Origin of the sequence: Enterobacter sp. CPE_E1241 (genome assembly GCF_045618265.1) — a bacterium.
Taxonomy (GTDB): domain Bacteria; phylum Pseudomonadota; class Gammaproteobacteria; order Enterobacterales; family Enterobacteriaceae; genus Enterobacter; species Enterobacter adelaidei.
Map to the genome: position 1 here is coordinate 4,702,991 of NZ_JBIWYV010000001.1, position 15,842 is coordinate 4,718,832.

Annotated in this window: 16 protein-coding genes; 4 read left to right on the forward strand and 12 right to left on the reverse strand. The window is 55.4% G+C overall.

Features of this window, described 5'->3' with window-relative positions; genetic code table 11:
* The first annotated feature begins 10 nt into the window (after window positions 1-10).
* Entirely contained in the window at window positions 11-631 is a 621-nt protein-coding gene (rhtB, locus tag ACJ9Y9_RS22985) for a homoserine/homoserine lactone efflux protein (protein WP_028018181.1), read from the forward strand.
* Here rhtB and rhtC read toward each other — a convergent pair.
* The 3 genes from rhtC to pldA form a co-directional block, all read right to left on the reverse strand.
* The gene (gene rhtC / locus ACJ9Y9_RS22990; RefSeq protein ID WP_010426287.1) at window positions 628-1,248 is read right to left on the reverse strand and encodes a threonine export protein RhtC; all 621 of its coding nucleotides are present in this window, start codon (window positions 1,246-1,248) and stop codon (window positions 628-630) included. The genes rhtB and rhtC overlap by 4 nt on opposite strands.
* Before the next feature lie 61 nt (window positions 1,249-1,309).
* Window positions 1,310-3,139, reverse strand: coding sequence for an ATP-dependent DNA helicase RecQ (recQ, locus tag ACJ9Y9_RS22995; protein WP_028018182.1), 1,830 nt, complete (start codon window positions 3,137-3,139; stop codon window positions 1,310-1,312).
* 90 nt (window positions 3,140-3,229) lie between these two features.
* Complete coding sequence (gene pldA, locus ACJ9Y9_RS23000) at window positions 3,230-4,099, reverse strand: phospholipase A (RefSeq protein ID WP_028018183.1); 870 nt, start codon at window positions 4,097-4,099, stop codon at window positions 3,230-3,232.
* A gap of 163 nt (window positions 4,100-4,262) precedes the next feature.
* On the opposite strand from pldA, the gene yigI reads away from it, so the two are divergent.
* Window positions 4,263-4,730, forward strand: coding sequence for an acyl-CoA thioesterase YigI (gene yigI / locus ACJ9Y9_RS23005; protein WP_028018184.1), 468 nt, complete (start codon window positions 4,263-4,265; stop codon window positions 4,728-4,730).
* Between the two features lie 51 nt (window positions 4,731-4,781).
* Window positions 4,782-5,678 (forward strand): EamA family transporter RarD, encoded by an 897-nt coding sequence (gene rarD, locus ACJ9Y9_RS23010; RefSeq protein ID WP_028018185.1) that lies wholly within the window; start codon window positions 4,782-4,784, stop codon window positions 5,676-5,678.
* Window positions 5,679-5,721: 43 nt separating this feature from the next.
* On the opposite strand, the gene corA is transcribed toward rarD, so the two are convergent.
* From corA to lptM, 8 genes are all read right to left on the reverse strand, one after another.
* Window positions 5,722-6,672, reverse strand: coding sequence for a magnesium/cobalt transporter CorA (corA, locus tag ACJ9Y9_RS23015; protein WP_008501540.1), 951 nt, complete (start codon window positions 6,670-6,672; stop codon window positions 5,722-5,724).
* 151 nt (window positions 6,673-6,823) lie between these two features.
* Complete coding sequence (gene ysgD, locus ACJ9Y9_RS23020) at window positions 6,824-6,880, reverse strand: YsgD/CorL family protein (protein WP_212743980.1); 57 nt, start codon at window positions 6,878-6,880, stop codon at window positions 6,824-6,826.
* Between the two features lie 149 nt (window positions 6,881-7,029).
* Window positions 7,030-9,192, reverse strand: coding sequence for a DNA helicase II (gene uvrD / locus ACJ9Y9_RS23025; RefSeq protein WP_028018186.1), 2,163 nt, complete (start codon window positions 9,190-9,192; stop codon window positions 7,030-7,032).
* A gap of 79 nt (window positions 9,193-9,271) precedes the next feature.
* Window positions 9,272-9,988, reverse strand: a complete 717-nt coding sequence (gene yigB, locus ACJ9Y9_RS23030) for a 5-amino-6-(5-phospho-D-ribitylamino)uracil phosphatase YigB (RefSeq protein WP_028018187.1) — start codon at window positions 9,986-9,988, stop codon at window positions 9,272-9,274.
* Complete coding sequence (gene xerC / locus ACJ9Y9_RS23035) at window positions 9,988-10,890, reverse strand: tyrosine recombinase XerC (protein ID WP_028018188.1); 903 nt, start codon at window positions 10,888-10,890, stop codon at window positions 9,988-9,990. Before xerC ends, yigB begins: the two co-directional genes overlap by 1 nt.
* Window positions 10,887-11,594: a DUF484 domain-containing protein gene (locus tag ACJ9Y9_RS23040; RefSeq protein ID WP_028018189.1), complete on the reverse strand. Its 708-nt coding sequence runs from the start codon at window positions 11,592-11,594 to the stop codon at window positions 10,887-10,889. The genes xerC and ACJ9Y9_RS23040 overlap by 4 nt, the downstream gene beginning before the upstream one ends.
* Entirely contained in the window at window positions 11,591-12,415 is an 825-nt protein-coding gene (gene dapF, locus ACJ9Y9_RS23045; protein ID WP_028018190.1) for a diaminopimelate epimerase, read from the reverse strand. The genes ACJ9Y9_RS23040 and dapF overlap by 4 nt, the downstream gene beginning before the upstream one ends.
* Before the next feature lie 35 nt (window positions 12,416-12,450).
* A complete protein-coding gene (gene lptM / locus ACJ9Y9_RS23050) occupies window positions 12,451-12,654 on the reverse strand; it encodes an LPS translocon maturation chaperone LptM (RefSeq protein WP_028018191.1) in 204 nt (67 codons plus the stop codon).
* A 135-nt stretch (window positions 12,655-12,789) separates the two neighbouring features.
* Between lptM and cyaY the strand changes: the two genes are divergently transcribed.
* Entirely contained in the window at window positions 12,790-13,110 is a 321-nt protein-coding gene (gene cyaY, locus ACJ9Y9_RS23055; protein WP_028018192.1) for an iron donor protein CyaY, read from the forward strand.
* Between the two features lie 42 nt (window positions 13,111-13,152).
* Here cyaY and cyaA read toward each other — a convergent pair whose 3' ends face one another.
* The gene (cyaA, locus tag ACJ9Y9_RS23060) at window positions 13,153-15,696 is read right to left on the reverse strand and encodes a class I adenylate cyclase (protein ID WP_028018193.1); all 2,544 of its coding nucleotides are present in this window, start codon (window positions 15,694-15,696) and stop codon (window positions 13,153-13,155) included.
* Between the last annotated feature and the right edge of the window lie 146 nt (window positions 15,697-15,842).

Genomic DNA, 15,842 nt, shown 5'->3' on the forward strand with positions numbered 1-15,842 from the left:
GGAGCTTCAAATGACCTTCGAGTGGTGGTTCGCCTACCTGCTGACATCCATTATCCTCAGCCTTTCACCGGGCTCAGGTGCTATTAACACAATGACCACCTCCATCAACCACGGCTATCGCGGTGCGGCGGCGTCGATTGCCGGTTTGCAGACCGGGCTGGGCATTCATATTGTGCTGGTCGGGATTGGTCTGGGGACGCTGTTCTCCCGCTCTGTGCTGGCGTTCGAAGTACTGAAATGGGCCGGTGCAGCGTACCTGATTTGGCTGGGTATTCAGCAGTGGCGCGCGGCCGGTTCGATTAATCTCAACACGCTTGCCCAGTCGCAAACCCGTGGTCGTCTGTTCAAACGTGCAGTATTTGTAAACCTGACCAACCCGAAGAGCATTGTTTTCCTGGCTGCCCTGTTCCCGCAGTTTATCGCTCCACATCAACCACAGGTGATGCAGTATGTGGTGCTGGGAGCGACCACCATTATCGTCGATATCATCGTGATGATTGGTTATGCGACGCTGGCACAGCGAATTGCGGCGTGGATTAAAGGGCCTAAACAGATGAAGGCCCTGAATAAAGTGTTTGGTTCGCTGTTTATGCTGGTGGGCGCGCTGCTTGCATCAGCGCGTCACGCTTAGCGAGAAATGATGAGATGAATACCAAAGCCAGCGAACAGCGCGCCGGCAAAGCCGTCGATCCACTTCGCGATGCGCTGATAGCCACGGCGCATCGCCGGTAAGGCAAACAGGCTTGCAACAATGGTGAACCACGCAAACGTCTCAACGACGATCAGCAGGAAAATACCCCAGCGTGCGCCCGCACCAACGCTATCACCCACAAACAGCGAGAACACGGAGCCGAAATAGATAATCGCTTTTGGGTTTGCCAGATTGGTCAGCAGCCCCTTCACAAAGCTGCGGCCGCCCGTTGCCAGCTCCACCTTTGGCTCTTCCGGTTTTTTCTCTTCTTTCTTCAGCGCCCCGCGCAACATCTGGTAGCCCATCCAGCACAGATACAAGCCACCGCCGACCATAATGATGTTATGCAGCCAGGCCATCTTTGCCAGGATCAGGTTCAGACCGAGCAGTGCCACCGCCGCCCAGACCATCACGCCCATGGTGATACCCAGTACTCCCATCATCGCCTCTTTGCGGGAGCGGCTGACGGCAGTTTGTGACACGAAGAAAAAGTCAGGGCCAGGGCTCATCAGCGCAACGATGTGCACTAACGCCACGGTGAGAAATAGCATTAACATAATTCGCTCGCGGGGAAATAATTTAGTGAGTCACCATCCTGGCACTTTTTAGCCCGGCTGACTACTCCTCATCATCACCGTCGGCGTGAGAGCGAATGAGTGCCATAAACTCCTTACCAAAGCGCTCGAGCTTACGTGTGCCAACACCGTTGACGCTGAGCATTTCGCTGGCGGTCAGCGGCATCTGTTCGGCCATCTCAATCAGCGTCGCGTCGTTGAAGACGACATAAGGCGGGATATTCTCTTCATCGGCAATGGCTTTTCGCAGCTTGCGCAGTTTGGCGAACAGCTTACGGTCGTAATTGCCACCGTAGGATTTCTGCATCACGCGCGGTTTGAGGGCGATGACGCGTGGTACGGCAAGCTTGAGTTCGATATCACCGCGCAGCACCGGACGCGCGGCTTCGGTAAGCTGCAGTGCGGAGTGCTGGGCGATATTCTGTGTGGCAAAGCCAAGGTGAATTAGCTGACGAATAATACTGACCCAGTGCTCGTGGCTCTGGTCTTTGCCAATACCGTACACTGGCAACTTGTCGTGGCCCATGTCGCGGATACGCTGGTTATTGGCGCCGCGCAGCACTTCAACCACGTAGCCCATGCCGAAGCGTTGATTGACACGGTAAATGGTCGAGAGCGCCTTACGCGCATCCATCAGACCATCGTACTGTTTAGGAGGATCAAGACAGATATCGCAATTACCGCACGACTCCTGACGCCCTTCACCAAAATAGTTGAGCAGCACCAGACGGCGGCAGGTTTGCGCTTCGGCAAAGGCCCCCATCGCGTTGAGCTTATGGCGCTCGATATCCTGCAGCTGTCCCTGCGGTTTCTCTTCCAGACAGCGGCGCAGCCATGCCATATCGGCCGGATCGTAAAACAGCATTGCTTCCGCAGGCAGGCCGTCACGCCCGGCGCGGCCGGTTTCCTGATAGTAGGATTCAATATTTCGCGGAATGTCGAAGTGCACAACAAAGCGTACGTTGGGTTTATTAATCCCCATCCCAAATGCCACCGTCGCGACAACAATTTGCAGGTCATCACGCTGGAATTTCTCCTGCACGTCGGCGCGGATGTGGTTTTCTAACCCGGCATGATAAGCCGCAGCGCTAAAGCCACGGTTTTGCAGACGCGCAGCCGTGTCTTCCACTTTTGCGCGGCTGTTGCAGTAAATAATGCCTGACTTGCCGCGCTGCTCCTGCACATAGCGCAAGAGCTGATCCAGCGGCTTGAATTTTTCCATCAGCATGTAGCGGATATTCGGGCGATCGAAACTGCTGACCTGAATCAACGGGTCGTTCAGCCCCAGCAGACGGACAATATCCAGCCGCGTGGTGTCGTCCGCCGTGGCGGTAAGCGCCATAAACGGAAGCTCGGGGAAGCGCTGACGGAGCTGGCCGAGGGCCGCGTATTCCGGGCGGAAATCGTGTCCCCACTGGGAAATACAGTGTGCTTCATCTACCGCCAGCAGCACCGGATTCCAGTGCGCTAGATGGTCGAGGAAGTTATCCAGCATCAGGCGTTCCGGCGCGATATACAGCAGGCGGATCTGCCCGGTGCGGCACCCGGCCATCACCTCTTGCTGCTGCTCGCGGGTCTGCGTGGAGTTAAGACAGGCCGCCGCCACACCGTTGGCAAGCAGTTGGTCAACCTGGTCTTTCATCAGAGAAATAAGAGGCGATACCACGACCGTCAGGCCGTTAAGCACCAGCGCGGGCACCTGATAACAGAGTGATTTACCGCCACCGGTCGGCATCACCACCAGGCAATCACGACCTTCCAGCACGGTTTCAATGATGGTTTCCTGGCCAGGGCGGAACTGCTGGTAGCCAAAGGTTTCATGCAAAACCTGTTTAGCCAGCGACTCCTGATTCAATACTTCCGCCTGCGCCACATTAACCCCATATGCCAGAAATGAAACAGGCGCTATTTTCAGCGCCTGAGAGAGAAACTTCAACGTTTAACGCAAAAACATTCGAGCAGTCTAGAAAATATCGTTCAGCATCACGCCCACACCCACGCGGGTCTGGTTGAAGTTATAGTCGATAAGCGACTCGCCGTAACCGCTGTAGACCTGGGTATAAATACGCACATGTTTGGTCATCGGGTAGCTTAAGCCCAGTTCTGCGCCGCCGTAGCCGGTATTCCAGTTGTACTGGCCTTTGGCGCTCAGCACCGCATCACCCAGTTGATAACCAATCTTGAGCTGATAGTAGCCCATATATTTGGTGATATCCGGGTTGTCATCGGTGCTCCCCACCACGTACCACGGCTTCACTTCCACCATCAAATTGCCATTCTGCGCCATCAGGCGTGTGTAGGCGCGGTTCCAGCTACGTGACGTTGGGTCAGAACGACCGTTTGAATCGTGGTTGAAACCTACCTCGACGTCACGCAACGTCCAGCCGGCGAACTCGTAATCCGTTGCAAAACCAAGGAACAGCTGCGGCTCATAGTTGGTTTCACGGAACGGCGATGACTCCCCGCTGTTAGATAACTGCCACCAGGATTTCTGCGTATAAGACGCGCCGAATACCGAGTTTGGCCCCAGAATGCCGCGCCAGAACGGGAATGCGAGGCTGAGCTGATACTTCACTTCATCTTTACGCGCATTATCAGCCCAGTTATAGGAGCTTATCGCCTCTTTATTGAGATCGCTGGTCTGAGTGTAAATCACGTAGTTGGTGTCATAAGGATAGAGCGTGAACGGATTGTCATGCTCCTGAAGAAGGTTCGCGATAATGCTGCCGTGAACGGCAGGTTGATCATGCACCTCTTTAATCGTCGCTTCCTGCGCAATTGCTGTGAAGGGCAGCGCAACTGCCACCAGTAACCAGGCCAGATACGTCCGCATCGGTGGTGTTCTCCTGCAAAAAATTAAGATGACTTGAATAGTTATGTGGCGGACATTCTACAGACTTCTGCGACAACTGCTGCATCCTCGTTTCTGAAAGTGGAATTCCTTATTGCCACGGCATAAAATCAACATTTCGTTAACAATAAGGATGTGATGTCTCATGTCAGCCATGCTTACCGCCGAAGAAGTTTTAAAACTCGTGGGCGAGATTTTTGTCTACCATATGCCGTTTAACCGTGCGCTGGGGCTGGAACTGGAGCGTTACGAGAAAGACTTTGCCCAGCTGAGTTTCAACAACCAGCCGATGATGGTGGGCAACTGGGCACAAAGTATTTTGCACGGCGGGGTGATTGCCTCCGCGCTCGACGTGGCGGCAGGCCTGGTCTGCGTGGGCAGTACGCTGACGCGTCATGACACCATCAATGAAGATGAACTGCGCCAGCGCCTGTCGCGCATGGGCACTATTGATTTACGTGTCGACTATCTTCGTCCTGGGCGCGGAAATCGTTTTACCTGCACCAGCAGCCTGCTGCGCGCGGGGAATAAAGTTGCCGTGGCGCGCGTTGAATTACACAACGAAGAACAGGTTTACATTGCCAGCGCAACCGCCACTTATATGGTGGGTTGAGACGATAAAATCGGGTAAAATTAATTCACTTTTTTGTAACGGATTTTCCCGATGGATGCTAAACAGACGCGGCAGGGCGTTTTACTCGCTCTTGCCGCTTATTTTATTTGGGGTATCGCCCCGGCGTATTTCAAGCTTATTGCCTACGTTCCGGCTGATGAGATCCTCACTCACCGCGTCATCTGGTCGTTCTTCTTTATGATCGCGCTAATGAGCCTCAGCCGTCAGTGGTCGGGTGTCAAAACGCTGCTGCAAACACCGAAGAAAATTTTCCTGCTGGCGCTCTCTGCGGTGCTGATTGGCGGTAACTGGCTGCTGTTTATCTGGGCCGTGAATAACCACCATATGCTTGAAGCGAGCCTCGGTTACTTTATTAACCCATTGGTGAACATTGTGCTGGGGATGATTTTCCTCGGTGAACGCTTCCGACGTATGCAGTGGCTGGCGGTGATCCTTGCATTCTGCGGCGTACTGGTGCAGCTATGGACCTTCGGTTCACTGCCGATCATCGCGCTGGGGCTGGCGTTCAGCTTTGCGTTCTACGGTCTGGTGCGTAAGAAAATCGCGGTGGAAGCACAAACCGGGATGCTGTTTGAAACCCTGTGGCTGCTGCCGGTCGCGGCAATTTACCTGTTTGGTATCGCTGACAGCGCCACCAGCCACATGGGCAGCAACCCATGGTCGCTGAACCTGATGCTGATGGCAGCAGGTGTGGTGACCACCATTCCATTGTTGTGCTTTACCGGAGCGGCAACGCGCCTGCGTCTCTCCACGCTGGGCTTCTTCCAGTACATTGGCCCGACGCTGATGTTCCTGCTGGCAGTGGTGTTTTACGGCGAAGTGCCGGGGGCGGATAAGATGGTGACGTTCGCCTTTATCTGGGTGGCGCTGGCGATTTTCGTTGCCGATGCCATTTATACCCAGCGCAGGACCCGCAGAGGAATGTAGGTGTTTTGTAGGGCGGGTAAGCGTAGCGCTACCCGCCAGATTTTTACAGCCAGTTACGACGCTTAAAGTACAGATACGGCGCCAGCCCGGCGAGGATCATAAAGATAATCGCGCCAGGGTAACCAAAACTCCACTTCAGCTCCGGCATAAACTCAAAGTTCATCCCGTAGCTCGACGCCACCAGCGTCGGTGGCAGGAATACCACGGAAACCACCGAGAAGATCTTGATAATGCGGTTCTGCTCGATGTTGATAAAGCCCATCGCCGCCTGCATCAGGAAGTTCACCTTCTGGAACAGGGATTCGTTGTGCGGCAGCAGGGATTCGATATCTCGTAAAATCTCACGCGCCTGCTCCAGCTGACCACCCGGCAGACGCGCTTTACGCACCAGGAAGTTCAGCGCACGCTGGGTATCCATCAAACACAAACGCACCTTCCAGCCGATATCTTCCAGCTCCGCCAGCGTGGAGAGTGCTTCGTCGTACTCATCACCCTGATGGCCTTCCATGATCACGCGGCTCAGCTTTTCCAGATCGCTGTAGATGTTTTCAATCTCATCAGCCAGCTGTTCAATTTTGGTTTCGAACAGGTCAAGCAGCAGCTCATAGGCATTGCCGTCCACCATCGCCTGGCTACGGGCGCGCATGCGATAGAGACGAAACGCAGGCAGTTCGCGTTCACGCAGCGTAAACAAGCGACCATCGCGGATGGTAAATGCCACGGTGGAGTTGCCCGCGTGGTCTTCGGCGTCTTCAAAGAAGAAGAAGGAGTGGATGTGCAGACCGTCTTCATCTTCAAAAAAACGCGCAGATGCTTCGATATCTTCCAGTTCCGGGCGAGTCGCCAGGCTTTGTCCCAGCTCAGATTGTACGCGAAGGCGTTCATCGTCGTCCGGCTCGACCAGATCCACCCATACGGCATCAATGAGGGGCTGTGACTCTTCGGCTTCAAGCCGAGTCAGTCGGTTATTTTCGAGTTGAAATGCGCTCAACATGACCGGGACTCCCAATGCAAAAAATATCGGACAGTTCGGTGGGCACACAGAAACAAATTGGGTTTCAGACCATTAAACAGCCTGACTCAGCGCGACGGGAATAATACAGGTCGCTGACAACCACTAAGGCCATCAGCAAGAGGAGATAGCCTTAGGAGTTGTTCCTGGATGACAGGGAATTGAGCCAGTATCTACTGGGTGTGTCCAAGGCGAATGTCCTCTTAGCGTAATCGTGCGCGCATGTTACGCCAGCAATAACTGTGGCGTCAACACGCAACGGGACGCTGAAGGGCATTAATTGACCTTCAATGTATAAGGCTAGCAGATTATTACAAAAAAATTATATTTTTCTGAATGTTAGACTGTTTCCAGCTTCGCATAGGCCGCCACCAGCCATTTGATCCCCTGCCCCTGGAACGCCACCTGCAGGCGGCTGTGCTCGCCGCTGCCTTCCAGATTCACAATGGTACCTTCGCCAAACTTCGAATGGCGCACGCGCTGGCCCAGCTTGTAGCCGGTGTCGGTTTCCGCAATCGGCGAGCCCATACGCTGATGGCTGACCGGACGGCTGATGCTCGCACGCAGACGCACCTCTTCCACACACTCTTCCGGCAACTCGCCAATAAAGCGCGATGGACGATGATACACCTCTTTACCGTACAGACGTCGGGTTTCGGCGTAGGTCAGCGTCAGCTTTTGCATCGCACGGGTGACGCCCACATAGGCCAGACGACGCTCCTCTTCCAGACGGCCACCTTCATCCAGCGACATCTGGCTCGGGAACATCCCCTCTTCCATACCGACGATAAACACCTGCGGGAACTCCAGACCTTTGGCGGAGTGCAGGGTCATCAGTTGAACCGCATCCTGCCAGGTATCCGCCTGCCCTTCGCCCGCCTCCAGCGCGGCGTGAGAGAGGAACGCCTGCAGCGGCATCAGGTCTTCGTCTTCTTCGTTGTAGCTGAACTGGCGCGTCGCCGTGACCAGTTCCTCTAAGTTCTCAATACGGGTCTGGCCCTTCTCGCCCTTTTCCTGCTCGTACATGGTTCTCAGGCCGGAGTCTTTAATCACCCGGTCGGTCTGCACGTGCAGCGGCATGTCGGCCGTTTCCTGCGCCAGAGCGTCAATCAGCTCAAGGAAGCGCTGCAGGGCGCTGGCGGCACGGCCGGCGAGCGCTTTTTCCTGCAGCAGCTCGCGGCACGCCTGCCACAGTGTCAGCTGGCGGTCGCGCGATGCCTGACGTACGACGTCCAGCGTACGGTCACCGATACCACGGGTTGGCGTATTCACCACACGCTCAAAGGCCGCGTCGTCGTTACGGTTCGCGATCAGGCGCAAATACGAGAGCGCATCTTTGATTTCCTGGCGTTCGAAGAAGCGCATACCGCCGTAGATACGGTACGGCATGCCCACCTGCAGCAGCGCTTCTTCCAGCACGCGCGACTGGGCGTTGCTGCGGTAAAGAATGGCGCACTGCTCCAGCACACCGCCATTGTCCTGCCAGGTTTTGATGCGATTCACCACGAAGCGGGCTTCGTCGAGCTCGTTGAAGGCGCAGTAAATGGAAATCGGTTCGCCGTCGACGCCATCGGTCCACAGCTTTTTACCCAGACGCCCGTTGTTGTTTTCAATCAGGGCGTTGGCCGCGCTCAGAATATTGCTGGTTGAGCGGTAGTTCTGTTCCAGACGGATGGTCTGTGCACCGGGGAAATCGTTGAGGAAGCGCTGGATGTTCTCCACTTGCGCCCCACGCCAGCCGTAGATGGACTGGTCGTCATCGCCAACGATCATCACCTTACCGGTATCACCGGCCAGCAGGCGGATCCACGCATACTGGATGTTGTTGGTATCCTGGAATTCGTCCACCAGGATATTGGTAAAGCGTTCACGGTAGTGCTGCAGGATGTGTGGTTTGTTAAGCCACAGTTCGTGAGCGCGCAGCAGCAGCTCCGCGAAGTCCACCAGACCGGCGCGATCGCACGCTTCCTGATAGGCCTTGTAGACGTTCTGCCAGGTCTGCTCGACCGGGTTGCCGAAGCTCTGAATATGGTGCGGGCGCAGCCCCTCGTCTTTCTGACCGTTGATGTACCACATCGCCTGACGCGGCGGCCACTGCTTCTCGTCGAGGTTCATCGCCTTGATCAGGCGCTTCAGCAAACGGAGCTGATCTTCGCTGTCGAGGATCTGGAAATCCTGCGGCAGGTTGGCATCCATATGGTGCGCGCGCAGCAGACGGTGCGCCAGGCCGTGGAAAGTCCCCACCCACATGCCGCCCTGGCTGGTGCCCATCAGCTGTGCGATACGGTGGCGCATCTCTGCCGCCGCCTTGTTGGTAAAGGTTACCGCCATGATGGAGTATGGCGAACAGTTCTCCACGCTCTGTAACCAGGCGATACGGTGAACCAGCACGCGCGTCTTACCACTGCCCGCCCCAGCCAGCACCAGCAGGTTAGTACGCGAGGCCGCTACGGCTTCACGCTGTTTGTCATTAAGGCTGTCGAGCAGGTAAGAAACGTCCATTGGCACCGTCACGTCGTGTCGGGCAGGCGAATATTTCTACTCGCCAAAACCCTGTTAATTTATACAGAACAATTGATGATTATATCAGCGTCGTGAGGGATGCCAACCGCGAAATTTCCACGTGCGGCAGAAGACGGCTATCGGAGGCGATCATCAGGTCAGCGTTTTCCGGCTTGATCCAGCAGGCCTGCATACCGCAGCGGATTGCACCGGCCACGTCAGTGGTCAGGTCATCGCCTACGTGCAGAATTTCACCCAACGACAGATTCAGTTTTTCTGCCGCCAGATGATACATATCGCTGAATGGTTTGGAGCGCCCATGCGGGCCGGCACGCAGCACAAATTTGAAGTAATCGCCAAGGCCAAACAGCTCCGGCTGGGCATTACCATTGGTGATCGCCACCAGCGGCCATTTTTCGGCCAGAGCAGCCAGCGTGTCGTGAGTTTCCTGTGGCACGTCGATACGGCTACGCCATTTGGCAAAGTTTTCCATCGACGCTTCAGCGCCAATCGCGGCATCACGCGCACTCATGCCGACGTTGAGCATGGCTTGCTCTACCGCACGGCGACGCCATTCGGTCACGTCGTGGTAAATGTCGGGTTCGGTCTCCCGCAAGGATTGGCGCAGCTTCTGGAAATCCTTGTTCTGCATCGTCTTCAACGCCGGATGGTAGTTCTGCACAAACGCCAGTGACTCCTGCTCAGTACGCAGAATTACCTCGCGGTTGTCATAAAGGGTGTCATCCAGGTCAAAGGTCAGAGCTGAGATCTGCCCGAGTGGGCGGTAAAAACGCATTATTTCCCCCGTTTGGCGCGTGGATGCGCCGCGTCATACACCGAGGCAAGGTGTTGGAAGTCTAAGTGGGTATAGATCTGAGTGGTCGACAGATTCGCGTGGCCGAGCAATTCCTGCACGCCGCGCAGATCACCGCTCGATTCAAGCATATGTGTCGCGAATGAATGGCGCAGCTTGTGCGGGTGAACATGGCTGTTCAGCCCCTGCTTGATGCCCCACTCCGCAAAGCGCTTCTGCACGTTACGCGCTGAGATCCGCTTACCGAGTTTCGACAGGAACAGCGCATCTTCTTCCGCGCCAAACAGCCCGCGCAGATCCAGCCAGTGCTCAATCCAGGAGACCGCATTGCGGCCAATCGGCAGACGGCGCTCTTTGCTGCCCTTACCCATCACCCACACTTCGCCGGTGTCCAGGTCGAGATGTTTTAAATCAAGATTGACCAGCTCAGATAGACGCAGACCGGCGCCGTACATCACCTCCAGCATTGCGCGGTCACGCACGGCCAGCGGATCGTTAAGATCAATATCCAGCAGGCGATTCACATCGTCAACGTCAATATTTTTGGGTAAATGGCGCGGCGCTTTTGGTGTGGCAATTCCTTTTGCCGGGTTGGCTTTTAACCCACCCTGGCTGACCAGCCAGTCGAAGAAACTGCGTAATGCAGAGAGCCTGAGTGCCAGACTCGCCGGGCCGAGTCCCTTGCGTCGACTACGCACCACAAAGGCTCGCACGGTTGCAGCGTCACATTGTTGCCAGCTTTTCAGGCCGATCTCTTCGGCAATCTGCATGATGGCATCAAGCTGACGCTGATAGTTCAGTAGCGTAATCGGGCTAAGCTGACGCTCCACGCCCAGATAGCGCAGAAAGCGCGTGACGTCAGTGGTGAGTAGTCCGTCCGTCATACGCGCTCAATCCAGCGCTCCAGCAGCTCAGGCAGCATCAGAGCGATCTCTTGTAACAGGTGCGTAGCTTGCCCCTGCTCATAATGATGCGCATCGCGGCTGGTAAATAACATCACGCCCAAATCGCCATCGCGCCCCATCAGCGACATCGCCACCGAGCCAATCGCTTTGGCTTCCGGTAATACCACCAGCAGCTCAGGTCCGTTTAGCGGCCCCAGGTAGTGGTGCTCGTGGCCCAGACGCTGAATACGCAGCGGTTCGAACGCCTGACGGCTGAGAGCCAGATGGGTAAAACCAGACGGCGCACCAATACGCCAGCGGTCAGGGAAAAGACGAATCGTTGCGCCCGCCAGCCCAAGCTCGCGCGCCCAGCGGTGGAAGCGACTCAGGAACTCTTCAAGGCTGTGCGCCGACGCCAGACGCGCCTGCAGATGCAGCAGACGATAGAACAGACTTTCGTTGGTGCTGGCCTGTTCCATCAGCAGCGTCATGTTCTCTTCGAGCTGATTGATGTGGTTGCGCGAGCGTGCCATGTGCCATTCGACCAACGACACGGTCTCACGAACCGGATGCGGCACTCGCATCTGTTCGACGACGCGTGCATTGCGAATAAAAAACTCAGGATTGCGCAGCAGATAATCAACAACAGCTCTGTCGTCCAGTTCCGTCGCTGTTTCCTGCAGTTCTTCCCCTGGTTGTTTCATAGATGGATAAACCCGTCATAGACATGTGCCGCCGGGCCAGTCATATACAGTGGATGACCCGGTCCTTTCCAGGCGATATCAAGCCGACCACCTGGTAACTCCACGCGAACGTCTTCTGCCAGTAACCCTTGCGAGATGCCAACGGCCACAGCAGCACAGGCACCGCTTCCGCAGGCCTGAGTTTCGCCCGCGCCGCGCTCGTAAACCCGCAGACGGATGTGCTCACGCTTCACCACCTGCATAAAACCGATGTTCGCGCGCTCCGGAAAACGCTCGTGGCTTTCCAGCACCGGGCCGAGCGTTTCGACGGCGGCGGTTTCCACATCATCAACCTGAATCACGCAGTGTGGGTTACCCATCGAGACGACGCCGCACAATACTGTCTGCTCGGCCGCACGCATAATATAGGTCTTTTCCGCTTTGTTTGCGCGGAACGGTACTGCCGAAGGCTCGAAGTTAGGTTCACCCATGTTAACGCGAACCAGTTCGTCATCAGTCACGCTGAGCACCATGCGACCATTGGCGGTGCTGACGCGGATATCACGTTTGTTGGTTAGCCCTTTCAGGCGAACAAAGCGGGCAAAACAGCGCGCGCCATTGCCGCACTGGTTAACCTCACTGCCGTCCGCGTTAAAAATACGGTAGTGAAAATCGAGGTCGGGATCGTACGGCGGCTCAACAACCAGCAGCTGATCGAACCCCACGCCCAGATGCCGATCCGCCAGGCGACGGATCAGTTCCGGGGAGAAAAACACATTCTGCGTTACCGCGTCGACGACCATAAAATCGTTGCCAAGGCCATGCATTTTAGAGAACTGCATCATTTGCTCCATTGCGCGGGTACAGAACGTTGTCGTCAGAGATTAACCTGAGTCGGGCCACCGTTGTCGCCACGATCGTTAGTATCTGGCGTAGAAGACTCAATGCCGCTTTGCACAGGTTTCGTCGGCGGCGGTGCGGTTTTATCCGCTGGCGGGAAATACAGTGGTCCTTTCAGTCCACAGCCAGTCAGGCTAAACAGCGTGATGAGAACGGCAAGCGTTCGAAAAGCGTTTTTCATTATAAAATTGCCCGTAAGTTCAAATCTGGTTCTATCATCGCAGGAGAAGACACAAAAGCAAGAGTTTGCCGCTTTCCTGCAACGGGAATTATTTAGCGTTATACTGCCGCCATCACGAAAAACAGGAACAAAACTATGAACGACAGTGAATTCCATCGCCTTGCCGACAACCTGTGGATGACCATCGAAGAACGTCTTGACGACTGGGACGGCGACAGCGATATCGATTGTGAAATCAACGGCGGTATCCTGACCCTGAGCTTCGAAAACGGCAGCAAAATTATTATTAACCGTCAGGAGCCGCTTCACCAGGTATGGCTGGCAGCCAAACAGGGTGGCTACCATTTCGACCTGAAAGACGGTGAATGGGTTTGCGACCGTAGCGGCGTCACGTTCTGGGATCTGCTGGAGCAGGCGGCGACCGCGCAGGCGGGTGAGGTCGTGAGTTTCAGGTAGTTTTGTTGCCCGGTGGTGCTTACGCTTACCGGGCGAAAAGACTCAGGAGAAATACTGCTGCAACAGTGGCGTGGTGTCCTGATTTGCAGGCACCGCAGGCGTGACGGCCTGGGTCCGGAACGGGATCACCTGCACGCGGCCATCGACGTTCACAATCTGGTAGAACTGCGGCAGGTTGAAGTTGATAAAGCTTGAGCCATAGGTGAAGCGGTCGTGTGAAGAGGAATAGAAGCGGCTGACGTCGCGCACCAGCTCCTCTTTACTGCCTTCACAGTGGTGATAGACCTCGGCGCGGTTGGTCTCATCCAGAATGTAGATGTTGAAACCGGCATCGTCGCCCGACTCTTCAAAGAAGAACTGAATAATCCCTTCGCTGGCAAAACCATCCACCACCTGCGGCAGTTTGACGTGGTTGGTTTCCACCTGCACGGACAGGCCATGCAGCTTGTTGTGCGAAATTGCGCCATAAAATTCGATAGCGTTTTCCAGTTTCTGTACCGACACATTCAGACGTTCAAAGAACAAGCCCCAGGTCTGACCGGAGACGCGCAGCGCTTTAAAGCGTCCGGTTTCCTGGCGAGTACTGGAGAGGCGCAGTTCAATACATTCAGAGACCAGCTGCTGCACACGAGTACGAATCAACCCGCGCAGGTGCTGGCTGTAGCAGAACACTTCTACGCTGTCCGGCGGCGCGGCATCCTGGTGCATCTTACCGAGAATGGTTTTCAGCGCTTCGATCATCGCCTGCTCGCCGTTGAAATGCAGGGTACGCACTTCGTTCCACGAGTTGCGGTACAGCAGGTCAACGCTGCCCACCAGGCAATTTTGCTGCTCACCAAAGCTGAAAACATCCAGCTTGCGGAAATCAAAATGAACCACCTGATTGCGGAAAGCCGCCGTCGGGTCGTATTCCAGGTTGACGATAATCGCCAGATGGCGGATTTCACACGGGCTGTAGAGCGCTTTTGGCGTTGGCGCAGGCAGGCGCAGCGGGAAGTGATGGGACACATCCGCTACCATCTCCTGCAGTTTGGCTAAATCGACGACCTCGTTACCCTTGATGAACAAACGGGTACGTGAAGTCAGCAGGCCGTTAAACCAGGCCCAGGCCACCAGCTTGTTCAGGTAGCGGTTATACTCCAGCGGCTGATGGCTGATGATCGAATCCATGCTTGGCGCACGGTTGTACAGATACCACCCGGTGCGGTTCGCGCGTCCCGGCGGCACATAGATAAACGTCAGATTCGGTTCAGACAGGTCAGGCGAAATCTGCGGGTTAACCAGCGTGACTTTACCTGGCAACGCTTCAAACGCAGCGTACAGTTTACGGGTCAACACCCCGATATCCTGCGGGCTGGCGGAGACACTGAGATTATTGCGGCGCGCAAAGCGGATCAGGTTACGGTAGCTTTGCATCATCGCATCGAGCAGTTCGTTGTGCGCTTCACGCACCTGGTCGATTTTCCAGTTGGCGCGGTTGTCGAGCATGGACAGACGCTCTTCGTCCCATCCCCACTCTTTGACTAACTGACTGACCACTTCACGACGCCAGCCAACGCAGGCGCGTTCGCGGCTCAGTTTTTCACAGACTTTGAGATAGAAACATCGACGCACCAGGTCAAGACGCGTGGTGTCCTCAATGGCATTCAGGTATTCGGTGACGCGTTCGAGCATCATGCAGTAGGCATCAAGTCCGAAGGAGACAATCTCGCCATCGTGCAGACGCTGTTTGATGTCTTTCGCCAGCAGGCGCGGCGTAGGGTATTCCCAGGAGTAGGCTTCGAGCAGCAGCGTTTTCAGCACCGCTTTATACGGGGAGTCAATGCTCTTATAGAGCTGCCAGAGGCTCGCGCCAAAGTACTCTTCGGCCGAGAGAGAGCTCAGGCCGCCCAGGTCCAGCCATTCGTTTGGCGTCAGCACGCCCTGCGCATACAGCGACATGACGTAATCGTCGTAATGCTCTTCTTCTTCGCACGGCACCATATTCCAAAGAATACGCTTACCGGCCAGACGAACGGCAGTACGGTAAAATTCATCCAGCAACAAAATGTGCTGGGTCGAGCCGCAGTCCTCACCACCCAGACTGCCGCTTTCGTTATGACGGAAACGGTTTTCATCAATCAGGAAGAAACTCACTTCCACGCCGAGCGACGCAGCCCAGCTCTCCAGCAGGCTGCATTTACGCTGCAGCAGCTGACGCTCTTCGTTATCGAGCCAGGATTGATGGCAGACCCAGATGTCCAGGTCAGAAGAACAGCTTTGCCCTACCGATGAGGTACTTCCCATAGAGTAAACGCCGGTAATCGGCAGTTCACCTTTCGGGGACTCCTGCGGCGGCATGCCACGGTAGAGTTCCAGCTCATTCAGATAATGCTGTTGGGTTTCATCAGGCGTGAAAAGGCAAATGCCCTGGGGAACGTTACCGTCGAGGTAACCCGGCATCAGCGGATGGTGATAGTGCAATAATGTCGGCAGCAGACTGTATACCTGCTGGAAAGCAGGGCCCATAGCAGCAAGCGCGCGATCCACACGCAGTTGATTTATGGCATCCAGTCTCTGTTTCAGAGTCTCAATATAGAGGTACAAGACGTATCGCCTGATGTTTCCGGGTGTCGCAAACTATTCAAAACACGAATAACAGCGGACCCGCAGTATTTCAAAAAGATAACCGTTACCCTTTTTCGCCCTTATCATTTTTGGTGGTACCGACGAAAAAATGGTCTAAAACGTGA

Excerpts from the sequence above, each read along its gene's own strand:
- rhtB (WP_028018181.1), top strand. The coding sequence starts at position 11 with ATGACCTTCGAGTGGTGGTTCGCCTACCTGCTGACATCCATTATCCTC.
- rhtC (WP_010426287.1), bottom strand. The coding sequence starts at position 1,248 with ATGTTAATGCTATTTCTCACCGTGGCGTTAGTGCACATCGTTGCGCTG.
- pldA (WP_028018183.1), bottom strand. The coding sequence starts at position 4,099 with ATGCGGACGTATCTGGCCTGGTTACTGGTGGCAGTTGCGCTGCCCTTC.
- yigI (WP_028018184.1), top strand. The coding sequence starts at position 4,263 with ATGTCAGCCATGCTTACCGCCGAAGAAGTTTTAAAACTCGTGGGCGAG.
- rarD (WP_028018185.1), top strand. The coding sequence starts at position 4,782 with ATGGATGCTAAACAGACGCGGCAGGGCGTTTTACTCGCTCTTGCCGCT.
- corA (WP_008501540.1), bottom strand. The coding sequence starts at position 6,672 with ATGTTGAGCGCATTTCAACTCGAAAATAACCGACTGACTCGGCTTGAA.
- uvrD (WP_028018186.1), bottom strand. The coding sequence starts at position 9,192 with ATGGACGTTTCTTACCTGCTCGACAGCCTTAATGACAAACAGCGTGAA.
- yigB (WP_028018187.1), bottom strand. The coding sequence starts at position 9,988 with ATGCGTTTTTACCGCCCACTCGGGCAGATCTCAGCTCTGACCTTTGAC.
- xerC (WP_028018188.1), bottom strand. The coding sequence starts at position 10,890 with ATGACGGACGGACTACTCACCACTGACGTCACGCGCTTTCTGCGCTAT.
- ACJ9Y9_RS23040 (WP_028018189.1), bottom strand. The coding sequence starts at position 11,594 with ATGAAACAACCAGGGGAAGAACTGCAGGAAACAGCGACGGAACTGGAC.
- dapF (WP_028018190.1), bottom strand. The coding sequence starts at position 12,415 with ATGCAGTTCTCTAAAATGCATGGCCTTGGCAACGATTTTATGGTCGTC.
- lptM (WP_028018191.1), bottom strand. The coding sequence starts at position 12,654 with ATGAAAAACGCTTTTCGAACGCTTGCCGTTCTCATCACGCTGTTTAGC.
- cyaY (WP_028018192.1), top strand. The coding sequence starts at position 12,790 with ATGAACGACAGTGAATTCCATCGCCTTGCCGACAACCTGTGGATGACC.